Origin of the sequence: Paenibacillus sp. FSL R7-0128, from assembly GCF_038002245.1 — a bacterium.
In the GTDB taxonomy this organism is placed as follows: Bacteria; Bacillota; Bacilli; order Paenibacillales; family Paenibacillaceae; genus Paenibacillus_AQ; species Paenibacillus_AQ silagei.
On sequence record NZ_JBBOCD010000001.1, the window covers coordinates 175,338 to 193,826 of the forward strand.

11 protein-coding genes are annotated in these 18,489 nt (G+C 56.7%); 6 read left to right on the forward strand and 5 right to left on the reverse strand.

Annotation, left to right across the window (positions count from 1 at the left end):
* The first annotated feature begins 14 nt into the window (after positions 1-14).
* Complete coding sequence (locus tag NST26_RS00775; RefSeq protein ID WP_340978257.1) at positions 15-1,382, forward strand: glycoside hydrolase family 88/105 protein; 1,368 nt, start codon at positions 15-17, stop codon at positions 1,380-1,382.
* Positions 1,379-3,436 carry a hypothetical protein gene (locus NST26_RS00780; RefSeq protein ID WP_340978258.1) on the forward strand — a complete coding sequence of 686 codons (2,058 nt, stop codon included), beginning with the start codon at positions 1,379-1,381 and terminating at the stop codon, positions 3,434-3,436. Before NST26_RS00775 ends, NST26_RS00780 begins: the two co-directional genes overlap by 4 nt.
* Before the next feature lie 655 nt (positions 3,437-4,091).
* Here NST26_RS00780 and hflX read toward each other — a convergent pair.
* The gene (hflX, locus tag NST26_RS00785; RefSeq protein WP_340956692.1) at positions 4,092-5,363 is read right to left on the reverse strand and encodes a GTPase HflX; all 1,272 of its coding nucleotides are present in this window, start codon (positions 5,361-5,363) and stop codon (positions 4,092-4,094) included.
* Positions 5,364-5,936: 573 nt separating this feature from the next.
* Between hflX and NST26_RS00790 the strand changes: the two genes are divergently transcribed.
* Complete coding sequence (locus NST26_RS00790; protein WP_340956690.1) at positions 5,937-6,731, forward strand: hypothetical protein; 795 nt, start codon at positions 5,937-5,939, stop codon at positions 6,729-6,731.
* Between the two features lie 123 nt (positions 6,732-6,854).
* On the opposite strand, the gene NST26_RS00795 is transcribed toward NST26_RS00790, so the two are convergent.
* Both NST26_RS00795 and NST26_RS00800 read right to left on the reverse strand, forming a co-directional pair.
* Positions 6,855-9,896: a DEAD/DEAH box helicase gene (locus NST26_RS00795; protein ID WP_340978259.1), complete on the reverse strand. Its 3,042-nt coding sequence runs from the start codon at positions 9,894-9,896 to the stop codon at positions 6,855-6,857.
* Positions 9,893-11,530, reverse strand: a complete 1,638-nt coding sequence (locus NST26_RS00800; RefSeq protein ID WP_076077344.1) for an SWIM zinc finger family protein — start codon at positions 11,528-11,530, stop codon at positions 9,893-9,895. The genes NST26_RS00795 and NST26_RS00800 overlap by 4 nt, the downstream gene beginning before the upstream one ends.
* 185 nt (positions 11,531-11,715) lie before the next feature.
* Here NST26_RS00800 and NST26_RS00805 point away from each other — a divergent pair, with 185 nt between their 5' ends.
* From NST26_RS00805 to kdgT, 3 genes are all read left to right on the forward strand, one after another.
* Positions 11,716-14,034 (forward strand): helix-turn-helix domain-containing protein, encoded by a 2,319-nt coding sequence (locus NST26_RS00805; RefSeq protein ID WP_340978260.1) that lies wholly within the window; start codon positions 11,716-11,718, stop codon positions 14,032-14,034.
* A gap of 174 nt (positions 14,035-14,208) precedes the next feature.
* A complete protein-coding gene (locus tag NST26_RS00810) occupies positions 14,209-15,225 on the forward strand; it encodes a tripartite tricarboxylate transporter substrate binding protein (RefSeq protein WP_339312361.1) in 1,017 nt (338 codons plus the stop codon).
* A gap of 43 nt (positions 15,226-15,268) precedes the next feature.
* Positions 15,269-16,273 carry a 2-keto-3-deoxygluconate transporter gene (gene kdgT, locus NST26_RS00815; protein ID WP_340956681.1) on the forward strand — a complete coding sequence of 335 codons (1,005 nt, stop codon included), beginning with the start codon at positions 15,269-15,271 and terminating at the stop codon, positions 16,271-16,273.
* Between the two features lie 293 nt (positions 16,274-16,566).
* On the opposite strand, the gene NST26_RS00820 is transcribed toward kdgT, so the two are convergent.
* Positions 16,567-17,466 carry a copper amine oxidase N-terminal domain-containing protein gene (locus NST26_RS00820; protein ID WP_340978262.1) on the reverse strand — a complete coding sequence of 300 codons (900 nt, stop codon included), beginning with the start codon at positions 17,464-17,466 and terminating at the stop codon, positions 16,567-16,569.
* 143 nt (positions 17,467-17,609) lie between these two features.
* Positions 17,610-18,488 (reverse strand): AraC family transcriptional regulator, encoded by an 879-nt coding sequence (locus NST26_RS00825; protein ID WP_340956676.1) that lies wholly within the window; start codon positions 18,486-18,488, stop codon positions 17,610-17,612.
* Position 18,489: the final 1 nt, after the last annotated feature.

Consider the following 18,489-nt stretch of genomic DNA (forward strand, 5'->3'; position numbering starts at 1 on the left):
AGGCTTCAGACGTCTTGAGTGCGAAACAGGAATCAGAGGCAAAACGGGCAGCGGGCAGGAAGCGGGAACTGGAGGCGAAGCTGCACAAGATCTTTGAATATATGCGTCTTGAAAGGCACCAAGGGAATTGGGGAATGGATATTAACCACTGGGACTGGGTGCCCGGTGTCGGGGTCATCTCTATGCTTGAATATGGCACAGGGACTGGTCAGGATGAGGTGACGGATTACCTGCTGCATTGGGTGAACCGGAATAAGCAGAAGGCCGAGGGGGTTAGGGTTATCAATTCCCTGGCTCCCTACGCGGTCTTTCCTGAGCTGTACCGGCTGACCGGGGACCCGTGGTTTCTCAGCCGGGCGCAGGAGGTTGCCGCATGGATGCTGGATACTGCCCCCCGGACCCGGGAAGGCGCGCTGGAGCATACCGTGACAGAGGCGGTGGAATTCCCGGAACAGGTATGGGCCGATACGGTGTATATGGCCGTGCTGTTCCTGGCCCGGCTTGCCGGTCTGACCGGCGACCAGGAGCTTGCTGCCGCCGCCGTGCAGCAGACCTTGCAGCACCTTCGGCTGCTCCAGGACCCGGCGACGGGGCTGCTATTTCATGGCTGGAACAGCCGGGCAGGCAGCCATATGTCGGCAGCCCGCTGGGCCCGGGCCAATGCCTGGGTGGCACTTGCGGTCCCGGACATTGTGGCCGGGACCGGAAGCCTGACTGCTATTCCACAGGAGCTGTACAGCCGCTACCGCAGGCTTGCTTCTGCCCTGCGGCAGGCGCAGGGGGCCGGCGGCTTGTGGCATACGGTGCTCGACCGGCCGGATTATTACGAGGAGACCTCGGCCAGCGCCGGTATTGCCTGCGGCTTCCTGAAGGCGGTGAAGAGCGGACTGCTGGAGGATGCCTATCTGGAGAGCGCGGAGGCGGCACTTGCGGGGATTCTTCCGCTCATCCGCGAAGACGGTGAGGTGCAGGGGGTATCGGGAGGCACTCCGGTAATGCCGTCGATAGCGGCCTATAACACCATTGAGAGATATCCGGCACTGTATGGGCAAGGGCTGGTGATGCAACTGCTGACAGAGGCATTGGATCTGGGGGAAATGAAGCATCGGCTTGAGAGGCAAGAGCATGAGGAGCGTCAGGAGCACCAGGGGCCTGAAGAACATGAGGAGCGCCAGGGACGACAAGAGGACCAAGGGCATGAAGAACATGAGGAGCGTCAGGGAGGACAAGAGGACCAAGGGCGTGAAGAGCATGAGGAGCGTCAGGGAGGACAAGAGGACCAAGGGCGTGAAGAACATCCAGAGCGTCAAGGGGGTCAGCGACGTCAGGAGCAATCCGAGGGGATAGGTTCATTAAATGTTGAATGGGAGGCAGGGGGATGACGGTGAAGGATAACGCAGAAGCTGCGGGTGGAGGCCTGGATCAGCGGCAACGGCTGATTCATAAGGTGACCGGACTGGAATCCCGCTATGACTCGGACATTTGCATGCTGCGCTCCCCGTTCAGCAGCCCGGGGTATCATACGACGCTGAAGCAGGCGGAGTTCATCCACTCCACCAGAGACTCGCTCAGCTATGCGCTTGGACTGCTCGACACGGAGCTGGCCTGTTATGAAGAGCGGGCATTCGATATTATCCGGCAGGTCATCTCCTTGCAGGATACGGACCCGGCGCATGATACCTTCGGCATCTGGTCCTGGTTCTATGAGGAGCCGCTGGACCAGATGGCTCCGCCGGACTGGAATTGGGCGGACTTCTGCGGCAGCCGACTGGTGCAGGCCCTTTCGCGCCACGGCCACCGTTTCCCGCACGATCTGCGGGAAGCAGCCGTCTTGTCCATAGAGTGTGCCTGCGAAGCCATTATCCGGCGCAATGTCGGACCGGATTATACCAATATTGCGATTATTGGCGCATTCGTGACCAGAATTGCCGGGGAGAAGCTGGGGCGTAAGGATTATGCGGACTATGGGCTGGAGCGGATCAGGAGGCTGCATGCTCATACCCTGAAGCATGGGGCTTTTCAGGAATATAACAGCCCGGTCTACACCTACATTGCCATTCTGGAGCTGTCGAAGCTTCAGTCCGAGACCTCGGACAGCAGGGTTAATGCATGGACCAGAGAGCTGCTAGAGCTGACCTGGAGGACCGTGGCCGGGTATTATCACCCCGCCACGGCCCAGTGGTCCGGCCCGCATTCCCGCTGTTACGGAGTGTTGCTGGAGGACCAGAGCAAGGCGTTTCTGCAACTGGCGACAGGAGGAGCCGTGATGTTCTTCCCATGGGAGGAGCTGCCCTACGAAGAGGAATGGTATATGAGCGGCATCCATTGTCCCCCTGCCTATCTGAAGGGCTTCAAGGTTCCTGAGACGAAGGAGATAAGGCAACGCTTGGAAGGGGAGGAGAAAGGGCAGGAGCAGGGGACAGGGAAAGAGCGGAAGCGGGAGTTGGGCCAGGAACAAGGGCGGGATCAGGAATGGGATCAGGAATGGGATCAGGAATGGGATCAGGAGCGGAATCGGGAGCAAGGTCGGGATCAGGAGCAAGGTCAGGGTCAGGTGCAAAATCAGAATCAGGGGTATGACGGCAAGTGGGCGGTCACTTATATGACTCCGCAGTGGAGCATGGGCTCCTTCACCCATAGTGATCTGTGGAACCAAAGACGGCCGCTGCTGATCTATGCCAATAATAACGGACAGCCCTCATATCTCCGGCTCCGCTGCCTGCATGACGGCTATGACTACTGCTCCGCACGCTTCCAATCGCTGCAGGAAGCAGGCCGTGTGCTGTTCGGGATCGATTTCATGACAGATGGCGGGGATACCCATCCGAATCTGGACCGGACCGGCGGTGTGATTGCGGCTTCGGACCTGCGGCTGCGGCTGGAGGTTGGCGGCGCTCTGGAGGGAGTTACAGCCACATTAACAGAAGAAGGTACGGTTATCACCATTGCAGGGACGGAGTTTGGCCTGACAACCTGGTTCGCGGCATTCAGCGGGCAAGCGGATACAGGCAACCGATTGGTGTGGGAACTTCATAAGGCAGACGGCCAGATGAATATCGATATGATTCTCTACGCCGGTCCGCGCAGGATGCTGGACTTCACCTCCATGCAGCAGGCTGCGCTGGTGTTCTCTCTGGCGGCTGGGGAGGAGGGGAGATTGAACTCTGCCCCGCTTCTGGAGCTGACGGATGAGGGCGGCCTGCGGGTTAGCAGTGGAAGCGAGCACGAAGGGGGCAGAGCGCAGGGAGTTGCAGGAGGGAAGGCGGCGGGAGCGAATAAAGTCAACGAATGGAATGAAGCGAATGAAAATGATGAAACGAATGCTGCGAAGGGAGAGCGGGGTGTAAGAGTCGTGAACAGCATGAACAGCGCGAACAGCATGAATAGTATGAAGGGAGGTTTCGTACTTAACCTGCGGCCCGCTCCGGGAGAGTAGCTGACATCACCCCTCAAAGGCTGAATGTATGCGAAATACCGAACACAATAGGCAGGTACAAGTGCGCGAAGCCGAATGTAGTCGAAAAACCGAACACATTACACGCCGCGACGGCTGACGGGCCGAATGCTCGAAAAACTGAACACAATCGGTGCTGCTGCGAAGAGGGATGGGCCCCATGCTCCGCAGCCCGTAACATTGTAGAGATCCTGCAAAATGTGCAGCAATATTGCCCAGTAGAAGCGACTTAGGCTGAAATCTTGCATGAAATGCAACAATGTCAGCGCTAAGTTGCAGTACACACCGGAATTCCTGCAAATGATGCAACAATGTACCGTAGGTGGTAAACATTTTTAGAGGAATCCTGCAAAATGTGCAACAATGCTATCCATACAATCGGTCGGTGAGAGAGAATACTCAGAATGGGGAAGAGATAGGCGGAGCACCGCCTGGAAAGGAAGAAGCACTTCAGAACGAATGCGATAACCGGTTACAAGGTGTGGCCAAAAAGGCATATGACTGGAGGTATGTCGCCAGAAAGCGATGAGGCACCAGTATCGTTCACCCGCAGGGTAATTTGACCCTATAGTCTCATGGACAACACAAGGAGCTGGCCCCGTATTGCGGGGACCAGCTCCTGTGACTTTCAGCGATTTTATTGTGGCAGCTCTACAAAATCATCTCTGAACCGCTCGTAATCGGCGGCCCGGCATTCCAGCTTCAGGCGTGTGCCCTGCTCTTCGTAGCTGACGGACTGCACATCGGCATGTTCGTTGAAATAGGAGACAATGCTGCCCCGGTCGAAGGGGACCAGGATCTCACACTGTACATAGTCGGTGAAGATGCGGCTGCGGATCAGAGTGACCAGCTCGGCGATCCCGCGGTTTTTCTTAGCAGACAGGGTTACAGAGTTCTCCTCCACCTGCGGGTAAGGGTCCTCCCTCAGATCAGCCTTGTTGTAGGCGTACAGGGTAGGGATTCCGTCAGCGCCCAGCGCCTTCAGGGTCTCATTCGTTACCGCCATATGCTGCTCATGCTGCGGATCGGCAATATCGACGACATGAATCAACAGATCGGCTTCCGTTACCTCCTCCAGGGTCGAGCGGAACGCCTTCACCAGATGATGAGGCAGCTGGCTGACGAAGCCTACGGTGTCGGTTAACAGGAAGGTCTTGTGATCGGGCAGCGCAATGCTGCGCACTGAGGTCTCAAGCGTCGCGAACAGCATATCCTTGGCGAGCACGCCTTTGCCTGAACCGGGATGATAGGTCTCTACCAGGGTGTTCATTAAGCTGGACTTGCCGGTGTTGGTGTAGCCGACCAGACAGACCACAGGCACCTCATTCTTATGCCGCTGCTTACGCTGGATCTGACGCCTTGCGACCTGCGTCTGCAGCTCTAACTGAAGCGCCGAGATCCGCTCTTCAATCCGTCTGCGGTCCAGCTCCAGCTTCGTTTCCCCAGCTCCCCGGTTCTTCAAGCCGGCCCCGCCGCCCTGTCTGCCGAGAGATTCGCGCAGGCCGCTCAGGCGGGGAAGCATATATTGCAGCTGTGCGACCTCTACCTGCAGCTGGGCTTCCTTGGTCTTCGCCCGTGAGGCGAAGATATTCAGAATCAGAATGGTCCGGTCAATAACCTGGCGGTCCAGGGCGGACTCCAGATTGCGGATCTGGGAGGGGGACAGCTCATCGTTGAAAATAACGATCGGTGCTTCATGCTGCTCCATCAGCAGCGCAAGCTCCTGGATTTTGCCGGTTCCGATGTAATGCGAGGGGTTCACCCGGCTGGATTTCTGGCTAAGCTCAGCCACGACCTCAATCTCGCAGGCGGCTGCCAGATTGCGCAGCTCCTCCATCGAATAAGCGAAGTTCGTGTCGTTCTGCAGCTGCATGCCGACGATAACGGCTTTCTGTAGTATGGGTTCCATATATAGATCAACCTCCATAGTGTAATTTGAGCATCAAAAAAGCACAGGCAGTCTGCCTGTGCTAACAGTAGTTGGAGGAACAACAGAATAAAGTCTGGTATAGCCCGCTGCGCGGGAGCAGCTATACGGCCATGCTTGCCATAGACACCATGATGGTTCAAGCGGCAAGGGCGAGGGCCCCGGCAACTTCAAAAGATATAGAGCTAATCCTCCCGGTAAACACAGAATCTGGCAGAGCGGATACAGGCCTTATTGGGCACAGGGTACCGGTTCCGGGAATCAGTGTACGGGTTGCGGATTAACGGGTGTATGCTATGGGTTACGTGTTATGGACAGACTTATCCTGAGTCCTCTGCACAAGGCAGAGCTTTCGCGCTATGGGAAAATAATTAGCCGCGCAAAGTGCGAATCCGGATATAGTCTATCACACGCAACCCTCCGTTCTAAAAAAGTTACATTGATTTTAGCACAGTGTCTGTGAATTGACAACTGCCATGGTCTGTCAATCGACCAGAAACTTCCAATTATATCTGCATATCCTATTGAATACAGCTCTAACGGAGGGTGATAACTATGCCTATACTGACAACCAATATGTTAACAAAGAACCCTACCCCGGGAGCAGGACTCATCAGTCAGGCAGTAGTGAAGGTAGTAAACAATGGGATGGCCCAGGGATCGGTCTATTTGACTGGTTACAACAACGATGTAAGTCCCTCAACGCTGTTCGCGCAGGAGTTGTTCGAGTCGAACTATCGGGAGGTTGTGACCAAAACGTATAATATTACGCAGAATTTTTTCCAATTCAATATCTCCTACTCCCAGGAGCAGGTACGGGTGCGGATCTTCCTTGTGGACAGCAGCGGGCTCTGGAGTCCCGTTACCCTGCAGCCCGTGGCGCTTAGCCGGATTACCTCAGAGTTTCGTAACAATATCCCCGTAACGAGCAGCGACACCGCAGTCATCAGCTTCCGCAGAAGCACCACCATCGCCGTTCCTGAAGCAGTGGCCGCCGAGATCGTTCCAGACGGGCTGGAGATTCTGGCCTCTACCCCTATCCGCTATAAGGTGATAGCCGGGGGGACCGTGAATGGAGCTTTTGTGAATTACCCTACGCCGACTACGGCTATTCCAGTCACTGAAACAGCGCTGCTGGTGAACTATACCTGTACAACAGTCACCGGCGGACGGGTGCTGACTCAAGGCATCGGCTCCGGCATATCCGGAGCCTACCAGAATGTGGCGGTGAATCTGCTGAATCAGCGGCTCGCCTACGATCTTCAGCAAGTGCCGGTCACGCTGGTGGTCAGCTCGCTTGCCGGTGAGGATAATGTGGCGGCTACCTTCAGAATGTCCGAGCAATGGTGAAGGCCGAAGGGTGAAGGTCCAGTAATGCCACGCTGGCTGACTGGTAATAGACCGATGCCAGACTGATGCCAGACCTGTAGCAGATAAAAGATAGCCGGAACAGGCGGTATCCACAGTGGCGGGTTATCCCACCCATTCCCGGCGCAGCGTGAACAGATCCTTCAGCGCGTCTGTGGACAGCTCGGTGATCCAGCCCTCGGAGCCGGAGATGACGTCGTCGCTGAGCTGCTGCTTGCTCTCCAGCATCTCGTCAATCTTCTCCTCCAGCGTGCCGAGCGAGATGAACTTATGCACCTGTACATCCCGGGTCTGGCCCATACGGTAGGCACGGTCTGTGGCCTGGTTCTCCACCGCCGGATTCCACCAGCGGTCGAAATGGAACACATGGTTGGCGGCCGTCAGGTTGAGGCCGACCCCGCCCGCTTTGAGTGAGAGGATGAATACATTCGGCTGATCGGACGGCTGCGCACCGGCAGCTGCATCTGCAGTGGCTTCGCCCGCAGGCAGCGGGGGAGCCTGGAACCGCTCAATCATGCGGTCGCGCGTGCTCTTCGGCGTGCTGCCGTTCAGGTACAGCACCGGTTCCTGAAGCTCCTGCTGAAGTACTGCCTGGAGCATTTTACCCATGCCTACATACTGGGTGAAGATCAGGCAGCGCTCGTTCTCCTCGCGCAGCTCGCGCACCATCGCGAGCAGCCGTTCCAGCTTGGCGGAGCGTTCGATCAAGGAGGTGGTGTCCAGAGCGCTACCGTCTTCCGGCTCAGGCAGTGCCTCCTTGGTTAGCAGCATCGGATGGTCACAGAGCTGCTTCAGGCTGGTCAAGGCGGCGAGAATGGCCCCCTTGCGTTCGATGCCCTCCAGCTTCTGCATCCGTTCAAGCAGGCTGTTCACGTTCTGATCGTAGAGTGCGGCCTGCTCGGCCGTCAGGTTAATGTAGGTCTTCATCTCATTTTTATCCGGGAGATCAAGCTGGATCGCCGGGTCCTTCTTCTTGCGGCGCAGCATGAACGGCTTGACCAGCCGCTGCAAATCAGCGGTCCGCTCGGCATTGCGCTCCTTCTCAATGGCATTTGCGAACCGGTCCTGGAACCCCTTCGGGCTGCCGAGATAACCCGGTGTGATGAAATCGTAGATCGACCACAGCTCGGACAGCCTGTTCTCAATCGGCGTACCAGTCAGGGCGATCCGGTGCAAGGCCGGGAAGCTGCGCACGGCGGCGGACTGCTTCGTTCCGGCGTTCTTGATATTCTGTGCTTCATCCAGGCATACGGTTGCCCAGGTGAACTGCTTCAGCAGCTCCTGGTCCAGTGCAGCGGTAGCGTAAGAGGTAAGCACAACATCCGCCTGCGAAGCCGCGCCATAGAAATATCCGGCATCCAGCCGCCGGCTTCCGTAATGAAGCATCACATTCAGGGAAGGCGCAAAGCGCTGCAGCTCCTTCTGCCAGTTGCCCAGCACGGAGGTCGGACAGATGATCAGCGAAGGCCAGCCGGCCGGCTCGGTCTGCCGCCGGGCCACGGGTGCGCCGGAAGCTGCGGCTTCCTCCTCCTGCTCCTTCAGATGGAGCAGGTAGGAGATCAGCTGCACCGTCTTGCCAAGCCCCATGTCATCGGCCAGGCAAGCGCCCAGCCCGAAGCGGCGGAGGAAGACCAGCCAGGCGAAGCCCTCATGCTGGTAGCTTCGAAGCTCGGCATGCAGACCGGCCGGCACCTCCGGCTTCGGCCACTGGCTACGCTGCCCGAGCTGTCCGATCAGCTTCAAGAGGTGCTCGTTCAGTTCGACCTCCAGCCGGACGCGGACCGCTTCTTCCTCGGCACGCTGCGCTTCCGCTTCCTCCGAATCGCCGTCTGCACCTTCGTTCAGCAGGTGCAGCTGCAACACATCCTGGAAGGACAAGCCACGCGACTTGTCCATCCCGGCCATGGCCCGCTGAATCTGCGCCAGCAGCGCAGGGTCCAGCGGAATCCACTTGCCGCGGAACTGGACGAGGCGTTCCCCGCGCGCTACGAGGTCGGCGAACTCCGCCTCGGTCAGGTCGGCGTCGCCGATGGAGATGCGCCAGTCGAAATCAACGAGCGCATCCAGGCCGAACAGCGACTGCCCGCGGCTGCCCTCAGCCGTGCCGGAGCTGATCTTCGCGCGCAGGCGCGGCTTCCTGCGGCTGGCGGCTTCCCACCACGCCGGCAGCAGCACCTGCCAGCCCGCCTCCAGCAGAGCGCGGCTGTCGGCCGTAAGGAACCGCCACGCGACCTCGTCGCCGAGCGGCTCTGCCAGCACATCGGCGCCGCGCCCGATGTGCTCCGGAAGGCTGTCACGCAGCCGTGACAGCCACCCGCCCGCGCGCTCGTGGACATGCGCTGTCCACGCTGCGGGCCAAGTGCCCTGCGGCTCGCCGTCCCCGGTGAGCCGCAGCGGCACAAGCGCGGACTCGTCGCGCTTGTCCTGGAGGAGCAGCTGGAGCCGCCAGTGCGGCAGCTCATCGTCAGGCTCAAGCAGCTGCAGCACCGGCCGGAACGGCGCGGTGTCTGCCTTCCAGCCGATGGACATCAGCCAGCTGTCCTCGTCCATACCGGCTGCGCTTCTCCCGCCTGCGCTGAACAGCAGCGGGAATTCACTGCGCAGATCACCGGCCTGCGCCTCGGTGCTGTAGTGCCGCTGGAAGACTGCCGCCGAGAAGGCGGCCTGCAGCCCTTCGGCGAACCCGCTGCGCTCCTGAAGACGATGCAGCGCGGCCGCATCGTCCCAGTCTGCCTCGGCGGCTTCCGCAAGCACTTGCTCCGTCCAGGCCCAGCGGAGCTGGCCTTCACGGTAGGCTGCGAAGCTCGGGGCATACTGACGGGCCTCCAGCATTCCGGCCAGCAGCGGGGCCAGCCGGGTCAGCAGCTGGGCATCGCCCTGCCAGCTCCAGCCGACATGCCGGAGCAGCCGCAGGTCCGCAAAGAACGGCAGGACCTGCTCGGCAGGCAGCACCACCAGCTCGACCTCATCGGCCTTCGAGGTGCTGAGCTCCGTGCCGTAGAAGGATTCCTCGTGCCAGGCGAACAGCTTCTGCTTGAGCTGGACACCGGGCATATAATCATCCCGGTCATCCACACCATAGATCAGCGCATCGCCATACTGGGTAAGGGCGAGCTGGACGGTAATATTGCGCATCTTCATATTCATGGGATCAGTTTTCCTTTCCGCAGCTCCTCCTGTAGGGCGCGCAGGCGGCTGTGTCTATCTGTGAAGCCGTCCAGGAACACTTCCCAGCGTGCTTCGCGTTTCAGTTTTTTATACAGCTTGGCGAGCCGCTTCAGCAGCTTCACGGCCGCTTTGTAGCTGTGCCGGTTCTTCTCCAGCACGAAGCGCTCCACCGCCTGATGATAGAACGGCAGGAGCAGCTCCGGCGCATTCTTCTCAATCGGCTGCAGGTCGCTCACCCGGAAGTCGGAAGGCTGATGGCCGGAGGAGATCTGCATATCCATCCATTCCTGCCATTTGCCGTAGGCAAGTAGCTGGGCTTCATAGATCTCGCGGGACAGCGGCAGCATACCGGACAGCGTATCCCACATCTGCGGCTCCGCTTCGGGCAGGCGGCGCACCGCCTCATCCCAGTAGCCCGCATAATCCAGCAGATTGTACATTCGGCTGTTCAGCAGCGGGCCGAGCGCGGCCAGCCACAGGGCCAGGCGTCTCCACTGGCCGGCTTCGGCCAGCGGAGGCAGGAAGCTCATCAGCTCCTCCGGGTGCAGCCCGGGCCGTTCGGACGCTGTGTGCAGCTTCTCTATAGCCGCAGCATCCTCATGAAGCAGAGCGTACATCCGGCTCTCGGCCAGCAGCAGGGCGTGGCGGGGAGCAGCGGCGCTTAGCCCTTCTCCGGCTTGTTGCAGCTCCTTCAGCTCTTTGGTGTACAGCTCCGGTCCGCTTAGATTCGGGGTAATCCAGTTGATCCACAGCAGGCTGTAACAAGCAGAGAAATAAGGCTGTTCTCTGGCGCGGTCGCGGGCCTCCGTCAGCATCTCGCTCCGCAGATAGGCAATCGTATCGTAGACTCTCGGCCACTCCTCAGGGGCCTCTGCCAGCGGCAGCGCCCGCTGCATCAGGTCTGTAATATGCTTTTGCAGCTCGGAAATCGCAATAGAAGTGTAGTAGCCCACAGAATAACCAAGGGAGGAGAGGTTGGCCGAGAGCGGCTGTCCGCCAGGCCGGATCAGGCTCTCCAGCACACAGAGATGAGCATGGAGCTTGAACAGCATGGCGGCAGCGGGAGGCAGCTTGGGCTGGCCCCCTGTGATGGCGGCGAGCGCCCGGTCGGCATACTGCGGGTTGCGTACCGTATGGGCAAGCGGCTCCACCAGCAGCGCCATGTATTCACGCCACTGCTGCACCGTAGCCTCAGGAATCAGGGCGGCCAGCTTCTTCAGTTGTTCCCCGCGCCGTCCCGGAACAGCGGATGCCGGAGCAGAATGAAGCTTGGGCTGGTCAATCAGCGCCTTGGCGTTCGCGATGGAATGCACAGGCCGCTCCTGTTCCTCGGCGTATTGCATCAGCACAGCCGCCATATGCTTGCACATCCCGGATACAGGGCAATCGCAATGGCTCTCCTGCAGATCGTCCAGGTCAATGGAGACCGCATAATCCTCCCGCCCTTCGACCAGCGCCATGATTCTGTACGGCGTGACCATTCTGAAGGCCTGCACGCGCTGCTGCTTATAATATTGAAATCCCCGTTTCAGGGTCAGATCATCGAAAGAATGGGCAACCTCCGAGATGAGCTTATCCCACCCGGCAGCATCCATGATATAGTTTGACTGCATCGCTATCGTTCTCCTGTAGCAGATTGGGTGAATCCATCGTTCCATTATATCATTATTGTATAGCGTATCCCGGAAAAGTCTGAAATCCTGGCAGGTATGATATGCCCCATATTGAAAAATTAGGGGAACATGCTAATCTGAAATCTAAACCTATGAGCAACCGCTGGAAGGATGAAGCTTAAGCAATGCTGCGATTTAAAATGAAATACCTGCTGCACAACAAACAGAACCGTCTAATCCTGATGCTGACAGCCGGGGTATCCCTTCTGATTACTATGATTGGTCTATTCTCCTATAGAGAGTACCGTAATGCACTGGACACCGAGCTGAATACACCGAATATTGAACTGCTGCAGATTAATGTAGATGTTACGAACCGGGCCTTCCGGGAATCCGACAACAAGGCAGTGGATCTGTCCTTCCATCCCGCTGTACTGAGCTATATCGATGCGTCTGAGGCGGATAACCGAGGCAGAGCCGCAACGGCGCAGGAATACCTTAAGGCGCTGGCGACAGAGCCGGATGTACACGCGATCAGCGTGGTCAAATTCAAGGACCGGTCTGTGCTCTCCAGCCGCTACGGCTATGTTCCATCCTGGGGGGAGGCGCCTGAGCATGAGTGGGAGTCCTGGATCGGGGGAATGAAGGAGAAGCCGCTTTTGATCAAAAGAAGGCTGTATACCGGCCCCGGCTCCCGCCCCGGTGATACTGAGCTGTTATCGCTCGCCCGGCCGGTGGTGGTGAACGGCGAAGTGGCCGGTGCCGTGCTGATTGATCTGGATTACGATACGCTGTTCTCCAAAATGTACACCCATCTCTCCAGCTACCAGCTCGTCTATAACCTGGAAGGAGAGCTGATCTACCCCAAGCTGAATCTTCCGTTCCCGCAGGCGGAGCTGGGAAAGGTGCTGGAGGACATCGATGTCAGTCCCTTTGCCCATGTCACCATCGGAGGCCAAGCCTACATGGCGAATCAGACCTTCTCCAATGTGACCGGCTGGCGCCTGCTCTCGCTCGTACCCATGGAGCAGCTGCTCAAAAATGTGAAGATTGCGCGGAATATGATGCTGATGCTGTCACTGATCTCCATCGCCGTAGGTCTCGCTGCCATGTATTATTACAATTTTGCAGCCTTCCGGCCGCTCAAACGGATTAACAAGCTGCTGCTTCCTGAGCAGAAGGCAGCCGGGCAGGGCGGACTGTACGATCTGGAGCCGGTCATCGGCAAGCTGGTCGGTGATTTCCGCAGTAAATCGCTGGTGGCGGACTGGAGTCTCCCGGAGCTGCGCTCCAAATTCCTGCAGGACCTGATCACGCGGAGTATCGGCACACAGGAGACACAGACCCGGTTTGAGCACTACTTTACCGGCTGGAAGGAAGGTCCGTTCGAGCTGCTGGTCTTATCCATAGACCGGCATACCGAGTGGTCCGCGGGCTTTAAGGAAGAGGATCAAATGCTGCTCAAATACGCGATGATTAATATGGCCTATGAAATCTGCGAAGCTTCCTGGCGGACCGTGGTCGCTGCACCGCAGCAGGACAGTCTCGTCATCCTGTTACAGGCGGCAGGCGGAGAGGAGCAGGAGCTGTATGCAGATGCCCGGCGGCTGGCGGCTGCCATGCTCGATGTGCTGAAGATTCCGGTGTCCGTTGGCATCGGTGAACAAGCGGGCTCAATTACCCATATCGCCCAGTCCTACTTAGAGGCGCAGACTGCGCTCTCCTACCGGTTATATGAAGGGTATTCCCATGTACGGGTCTATTCCCGCGCAGAGAACAAATATGAAGAGAGCAGCGGGGCGGCAGATGAGCTATGGAAGCAGGAAATGCTGAACGCCCTGAGAGTATCCGATGCCGCCGCTGCACAGGATTGGATCCGCAGAGGGATTGCCGAGACCCGCAAGCGGGGAATTCAGCCGCAAAAAGTATTCCGCTCGCTAAGTGACCTGCTGGAGGAGATTCTGCATATGGCGGCTGCCGGGGGATACCCGGTGCCTGCGGAGCTGGCTGACTACACCTGGCATCAGGTGACAACGATGGAGCTTAATGAGATTGAGCAGATGCTGTGCAGCATAGCGGTTCAGCTATCGGACGCCTTCGGGGCGCACCGGCAATCGAAGGAGTTCCTGCTGGTTCAGAATCTTATAGAGTATATGAAGGAGAATCTGCAATTCAATATCGGGCTGTCTGATATCGCCTCCCATGTGAACATGGGGGTATCCTCGGTGAGCACCATCTTCAAGGAAGAGACCGGAACTACCGTCTATGACTATCTGACCAACTTGAGAATCAATAGAGCCTGCGAGCTGCTGCAGGACAGCAGTCTGAGAATTGCCGAGATTGCCCAGCAGGTGGGTTATCAGAATGAGAACAGCTTCATCCGGGTCTTCCGCAAGATTAAATCGACCACACCCGGCAAGTTCAGGGAGAGCAGCAAATCTTCCAAGGAGTATGCAGATCGGCCAAAACCGCGCCATTCCGGCGTTTCTGAGGATTCGGAATAAGATTATGCGATTGAAGGCATACCCCCGGTTGCGATAAAGTTCTATTTGAGAAAACTTTCACATCCTCCATGGCAGGCTGCTGATACTCAAATAAAACGGGGGTGAGGGCACGGGCGCAAGGCTAGGCATCAAGCATCTGGAGGCTGCCCGATTACTTCTAATTAGAGAAGAGGGATGGACTTGAAACGTACAACTCGAATAGGACTCTGGACAGCAGCTGTAGCGGCAGTGGTCCTGCTGGTGCTTAGAATCGGCAATCCGGCGGGCGGCGGCCCGGGCCAGGAGACGGTGGGCACCGGTTATCCCGGACGGCCAATCACACTGCTTGTGCCCTACGCCGCAGGAGGAGGAACGGACGCCACCGCGCGAGCGCTCGCCACCGCGACAGAGAAGGTGCTGGGCCAGCCGGTAATTGTGGTTAACCGCACCGGCGGCGGTGGCTCCGTAGGACTGATGGAAGGCGCGAATGCCAAGGGAGACGGCTATACCGTGACTTTTTTGCCGGCCGAGCTGACCATTCTTCCACATCTGGGATTATTGCCGATTACCTATGAGAGATTCAAACCGATCGCTCAGACGAATTTTGATCCTTCCGCCATCACCGTAAGACAGGACGCGCCATGGCAGGACGTCAATGAATTTCTCGACTTTGCGAAAGCGCATCCAGAGGAATTGAAAATGGGAAACGCAGGAACGGGGAGTATTTGGCACTTGGCCGCCGTAACGTTGGAACGGGAGACCGGTGTGAAGTTCGCGCATATTCCCTTTGAAGGTGCAGGGCCGGCCGTCTCCGCCTTAATGGACGGATTCGTGGATGCGGTACCGGTCAGTCCCGCCGAGGTGAAGAAGTATGTGGATGAAGGGAAGCTGCGGATATTGGCAGTCAATGCCGATAAGCGCTCAGAGGCGCTGCCGGATGTGCCGACCCTGGAAGAGCAGACCGGAATTCATGTGAACTTCACAGGAACATGGAGAGGACTGGCTGTACCGAAGGATACGCCGGATGCGATTGCGGAGGTATTGGCCGGGGCATTTATCAAAGGGACCGAAGACAGGGAATTCCGCGAATATATGAATTCGAACGGGCTGGGGCTGCTGGTGAAGGACGGCAAAGCCTTTGCGAAGCAGCTCAAGGAGAGCGATGATCTGTTCGCCGCCATGATTCCCGAGCTTGGACTAAGCCGCAAGTAGAACATACACACTCATCACGAGTAAGAAAGGGTAGGGTAATCATATGAAAATCAAAAAGACACTGGATCGGATTCCCGGCGGAATGATGCTCATTCCACTATTTCTGGGAGCGATCATTCACACTGCTTTTCCTGATGCGGGCGAATATTTCGGAGGGTTCACCAAAGGCCTGATGACCGGCACCGTGCCGATTCTGGCCGTGTGGTTCTTCTGTATGGGAGCCGCGATCGATGTCAGAGCTACCGGAACCGTACTGCGCAAATCCGGTACGCTGGTATTGACCAAGATCGCCGTAGCTTGGGTCGTAGCTATGATCGCGATCCAGTTCCTGCCTGAGGGCGGGGTGCAAACCGGCTTCTTCGCCGGACTGTCGGTCCTCGCCATCATCTCTGCTATGGATATGACCAACGGCGGGCTGTACGCTTCCATTATGCAGCAGTATGGGACCAAGGAAGAATCCGGTGCCTTCGTGCTGATGTCACTAGAATCCGGGCCGCTCGTAACCATGCTCATTCTGGGCAGCACCGGTGTGGCTGTATTTGAACCGCATCTCTTCGTTGGCGCTGTCCTGCCGTTCCTCGTCGGGTTCATCCTGGGGAACCTGGATCATGATCTGCGCGCCTACTTCGGCCGAGCTACTCAGACGCTCATTCCCTTCTTCGGCTTCGCTCTGGGGAGCTCGATCGATCTTGGCGTTATCGTTGACACTGGCCTGCTCGGTATTCTGCTTGGTATTGTCGTTATCATTATTACCGGTATCCCGCTGATTCTGGCTGACAAGTTCATTGGCCGCGGCAACGGAACTGCCGGACTGGCCGCTTCCAGTACCGCAGGTGCTGCGGTCGCCAACCCTATGCTGGTAGCGAACATGAAGCCCGAATTCCTGCCGGCCGCCCAGTCCGCTACAGCGCTGGTAGCCGCATCCGTGATCGTTACATCCATTCTCGTCCCGGTCATCACAGCTTACTATTCCGACTACATGAAGAAGAAGAATCCCCCGGCAGCAGAGGGACCTGTAGCTGCTAAAGTTCAGAAGGCAGCGGGCTAAACAGCGGATAACAACGTATATAACACATAATAATTTGTGAGACTTAGGTTGATCAGAACCCCCGGACAGCGTTAGGGCTGCTCCGGGGGCTTTTTTTTAATCATCTGAATGAAGGAAGAGTAGATGGAGAAATCCTGCAAGAAGTGCAACAATGAAATCCATACAAGCGGTTGGTGAGTGGACCCGTTAGGGTGATTTTGTTCTTAGTTCAAGCAATCAAACGAATAAATACATAATATTGATTTTATAGAAAACACCCTTTTCCCGGGAGCTAACTTTGGCATATAAGTTCCTTACTCCGGGATGGCCCGGATCAGCTCAGTATAAGAGAGGCCGGGGAACTTAAAGGTTGTTACAGTACCGTCGCTAAGCGTGTGATAACCACTATATACACCTTTGTTGTAGCTAAAAGAATCCTGGAACAGATCGGAAATATACGCTGGCTGCACACCGCCGAATGTAGTAGCAGGATAACCTGGGATATCTGCCTCCGAAGCTTGCCATACGGCTGTGGCCGCTGTGCCTGCAATCTCAACCACTGTGGTTATTTCTCCATTGCTGTAGGCATAACGGGTGGCGTCCTTTGAGGCAAAGGCATACGAGTAGTAATGGGATTGATCACTTTGTACTCTTGTACCGGGTTTAAAAGCGTAGCGCACCGGCAACGAAATGGCCGCCAGGCGGGCCTGCTTAAGATCTGCTGAATGGATGGCCTGGGCATCAGGAGTGAAATTCTTGGATTGAATGAAGATGATCTCCCTTATCTTTTCATAGTACACACTGTATCCAAATGCTTCACTGACAAACTTTGCGGGAACCATGATTCGTCCGTTGTAATTATTGGCTTCACTGTCCATCTGTACAGGCTGGCCATTCTTATAAGCATTAGACTGTCCCTGAGTCATTTCAAAGAGGTCGTTGGAGGAATTCGTGATTGTTACCATATGGCGGGTAGCGTCCCATGAATATTGGAGCCCCAGGGAAGCAAGCGTGCGGATGGGAATCATCGTTCGGCCAGACTGTATAAAAGGACTGCTATCAGCAGAGATAAAAGCACCATTGATGTTAACCTGTATAGGTCTTGTGGTTGACCGGGCCGGGCTGGAAGCAGGGGCTGCCAGAATAACGTTGGGAAGCATAAGCATGAACAGCATAATGCAACAGGCAGGAAGCCACCTTTTTAATGAAGACATAGACCAATCATTCCCTTCCAGTTATTTGTATATATTGATTATAGCGTGAGAATTGAGAGGTTAACAATCCGTTACCCTGGCCCGGAAAAAAGCCCTCCAGATGCCTTTATGGCTGGTAGAGGGCTTATAGGGAATGTTGCATTTTATTTCTTTACCACAGGAATCCATACCTCGCAAATACATTCATCGTGCTCATCATTCGTCCAGAAGTATTTCTCAATGCACGGACCTTCTACTTGTTCAAAGCCTGACGACGGGAACCATTCCGCATAGATCCGCCGCCACACATTCTTAATGTCTGACCCCAGCTCCGGGTCATTTGGCACTTTATCCAGGCAATCGAATACAGCATACGTCTGGCCGGGTATAGTCAGGTTAACCAGCTCTTCTGATACCTTCTGACCTTCCGGCAGCTCGGTTCCCATCAGATAGCGTTTCGTCCCATCCTCACGGAAGTCATAGTAATAACCGAACAGCAGCGAACCGGAAGGCCTTCCGGCACATTCGTTAATAAGGTCATGCGTACCATCGTTCCAGATTTTCTCAACGAATGCAGGGATTTCACTATAAGCATCCTGGTGGATAATAACCTCCTTACCCATGACGCGGTAGCCCTTCTCTTCAACCATCCTGTAATTCATTTCGCTTTCCCCTTTGATCTGAATTTGAAAGGAGATGCGGGGGAACGATTTGAGCTTCACGTTCTTTTTCTTCGCCATATTGGGGGTCACCCCATGCACCCGCTGAAACGCTCGGGCGAAGGCCTCAGGCGTCTCGTACCCGTACTTCAGCGCAATGTCGATCACCTTGCCGTCCGTCCCTGCCAGTTCTTCCGCCGCCAGTGTAAGCCTCCGGTTACGTACATATTCGGTAACAGTGAACCCTGTCAAGGCATGGAACATCCGCTGAAAATGGTACTTCGAGGTCATCGCCACTCCGGCAATATCCTCGACGCCGATGGCGTTATGCAGATTCTGCTCTACGTAATCAATCGCCTGTTGGAGCAGCCGTATCGTCTCCATC

Coding starts and splice junctions, on each gene's coding strand:
- hflX (WP_340956692.1), bottom strand. CDS start 5,363: ATGGAACCCATACTACAGAAAGCCGTTATCGTCGGCATGCAGCTGCAG.
- NST26_RS00795 (WP_340978259.1), bottom strand. CDS start 9,896: ATGAATATGAAGATGCGCAATATTACCGTCCAGCTCGCCCTTACCCAG.
- NST26_RS00790 (WP_340956690.1), top strand. CDS start 5,937: ATGCCTATACTGACAACCAATATGTTAACAAAGAACCCTACCCCGGGA.
- NST26_RS00780 (WP_340978258.1), top strand. CDS start 1,379: ATGACGGTGAAGGATAACGCAGAAGCTGCGGGTGGAGGCCTGGATCAG.
- kdgT (WP_340956681.1), top strand. CDS start 15,269: ATGAAAATCAAAAAGACACTGGATCGGATTCCCGGCGGAATGATGCTC.
- NST26_RS00820 (WP_340978262.1), bottom strand. CDS start 17,466: ATGTCTTCATTAAAAAGGTGGCTTCCTGCCTGTTGCATTATGCTGTTC.
- NST26_RS00825 (WP_340956676.1), bottom strand. CDS start 18,488: ATGGAGACGATACGGCTGCTCCAACAGGCGATTGATTACGTAGAGCAG.
- NST26_RS00810 (WP_339312361.1), top strand. CDS start 14,209: ATGGACTTGAAACGTACAACTCGAATAGGACTCTGGACAGCAGCTGTA.
- NST26_RS00800 (WP_076077344.1), bottom strand. CDS start 11,530: ATGCAGTCAAACTATATCATGGATGCTGCCGGGTGGGATAAGCTCATC.
- NST26_RS00805 (WP_340978260.1), top strand. CDS start 11,716: ATGCTGCGATTTAAAATGAAATACCTGCTGCACAACAAACAGAACCGT.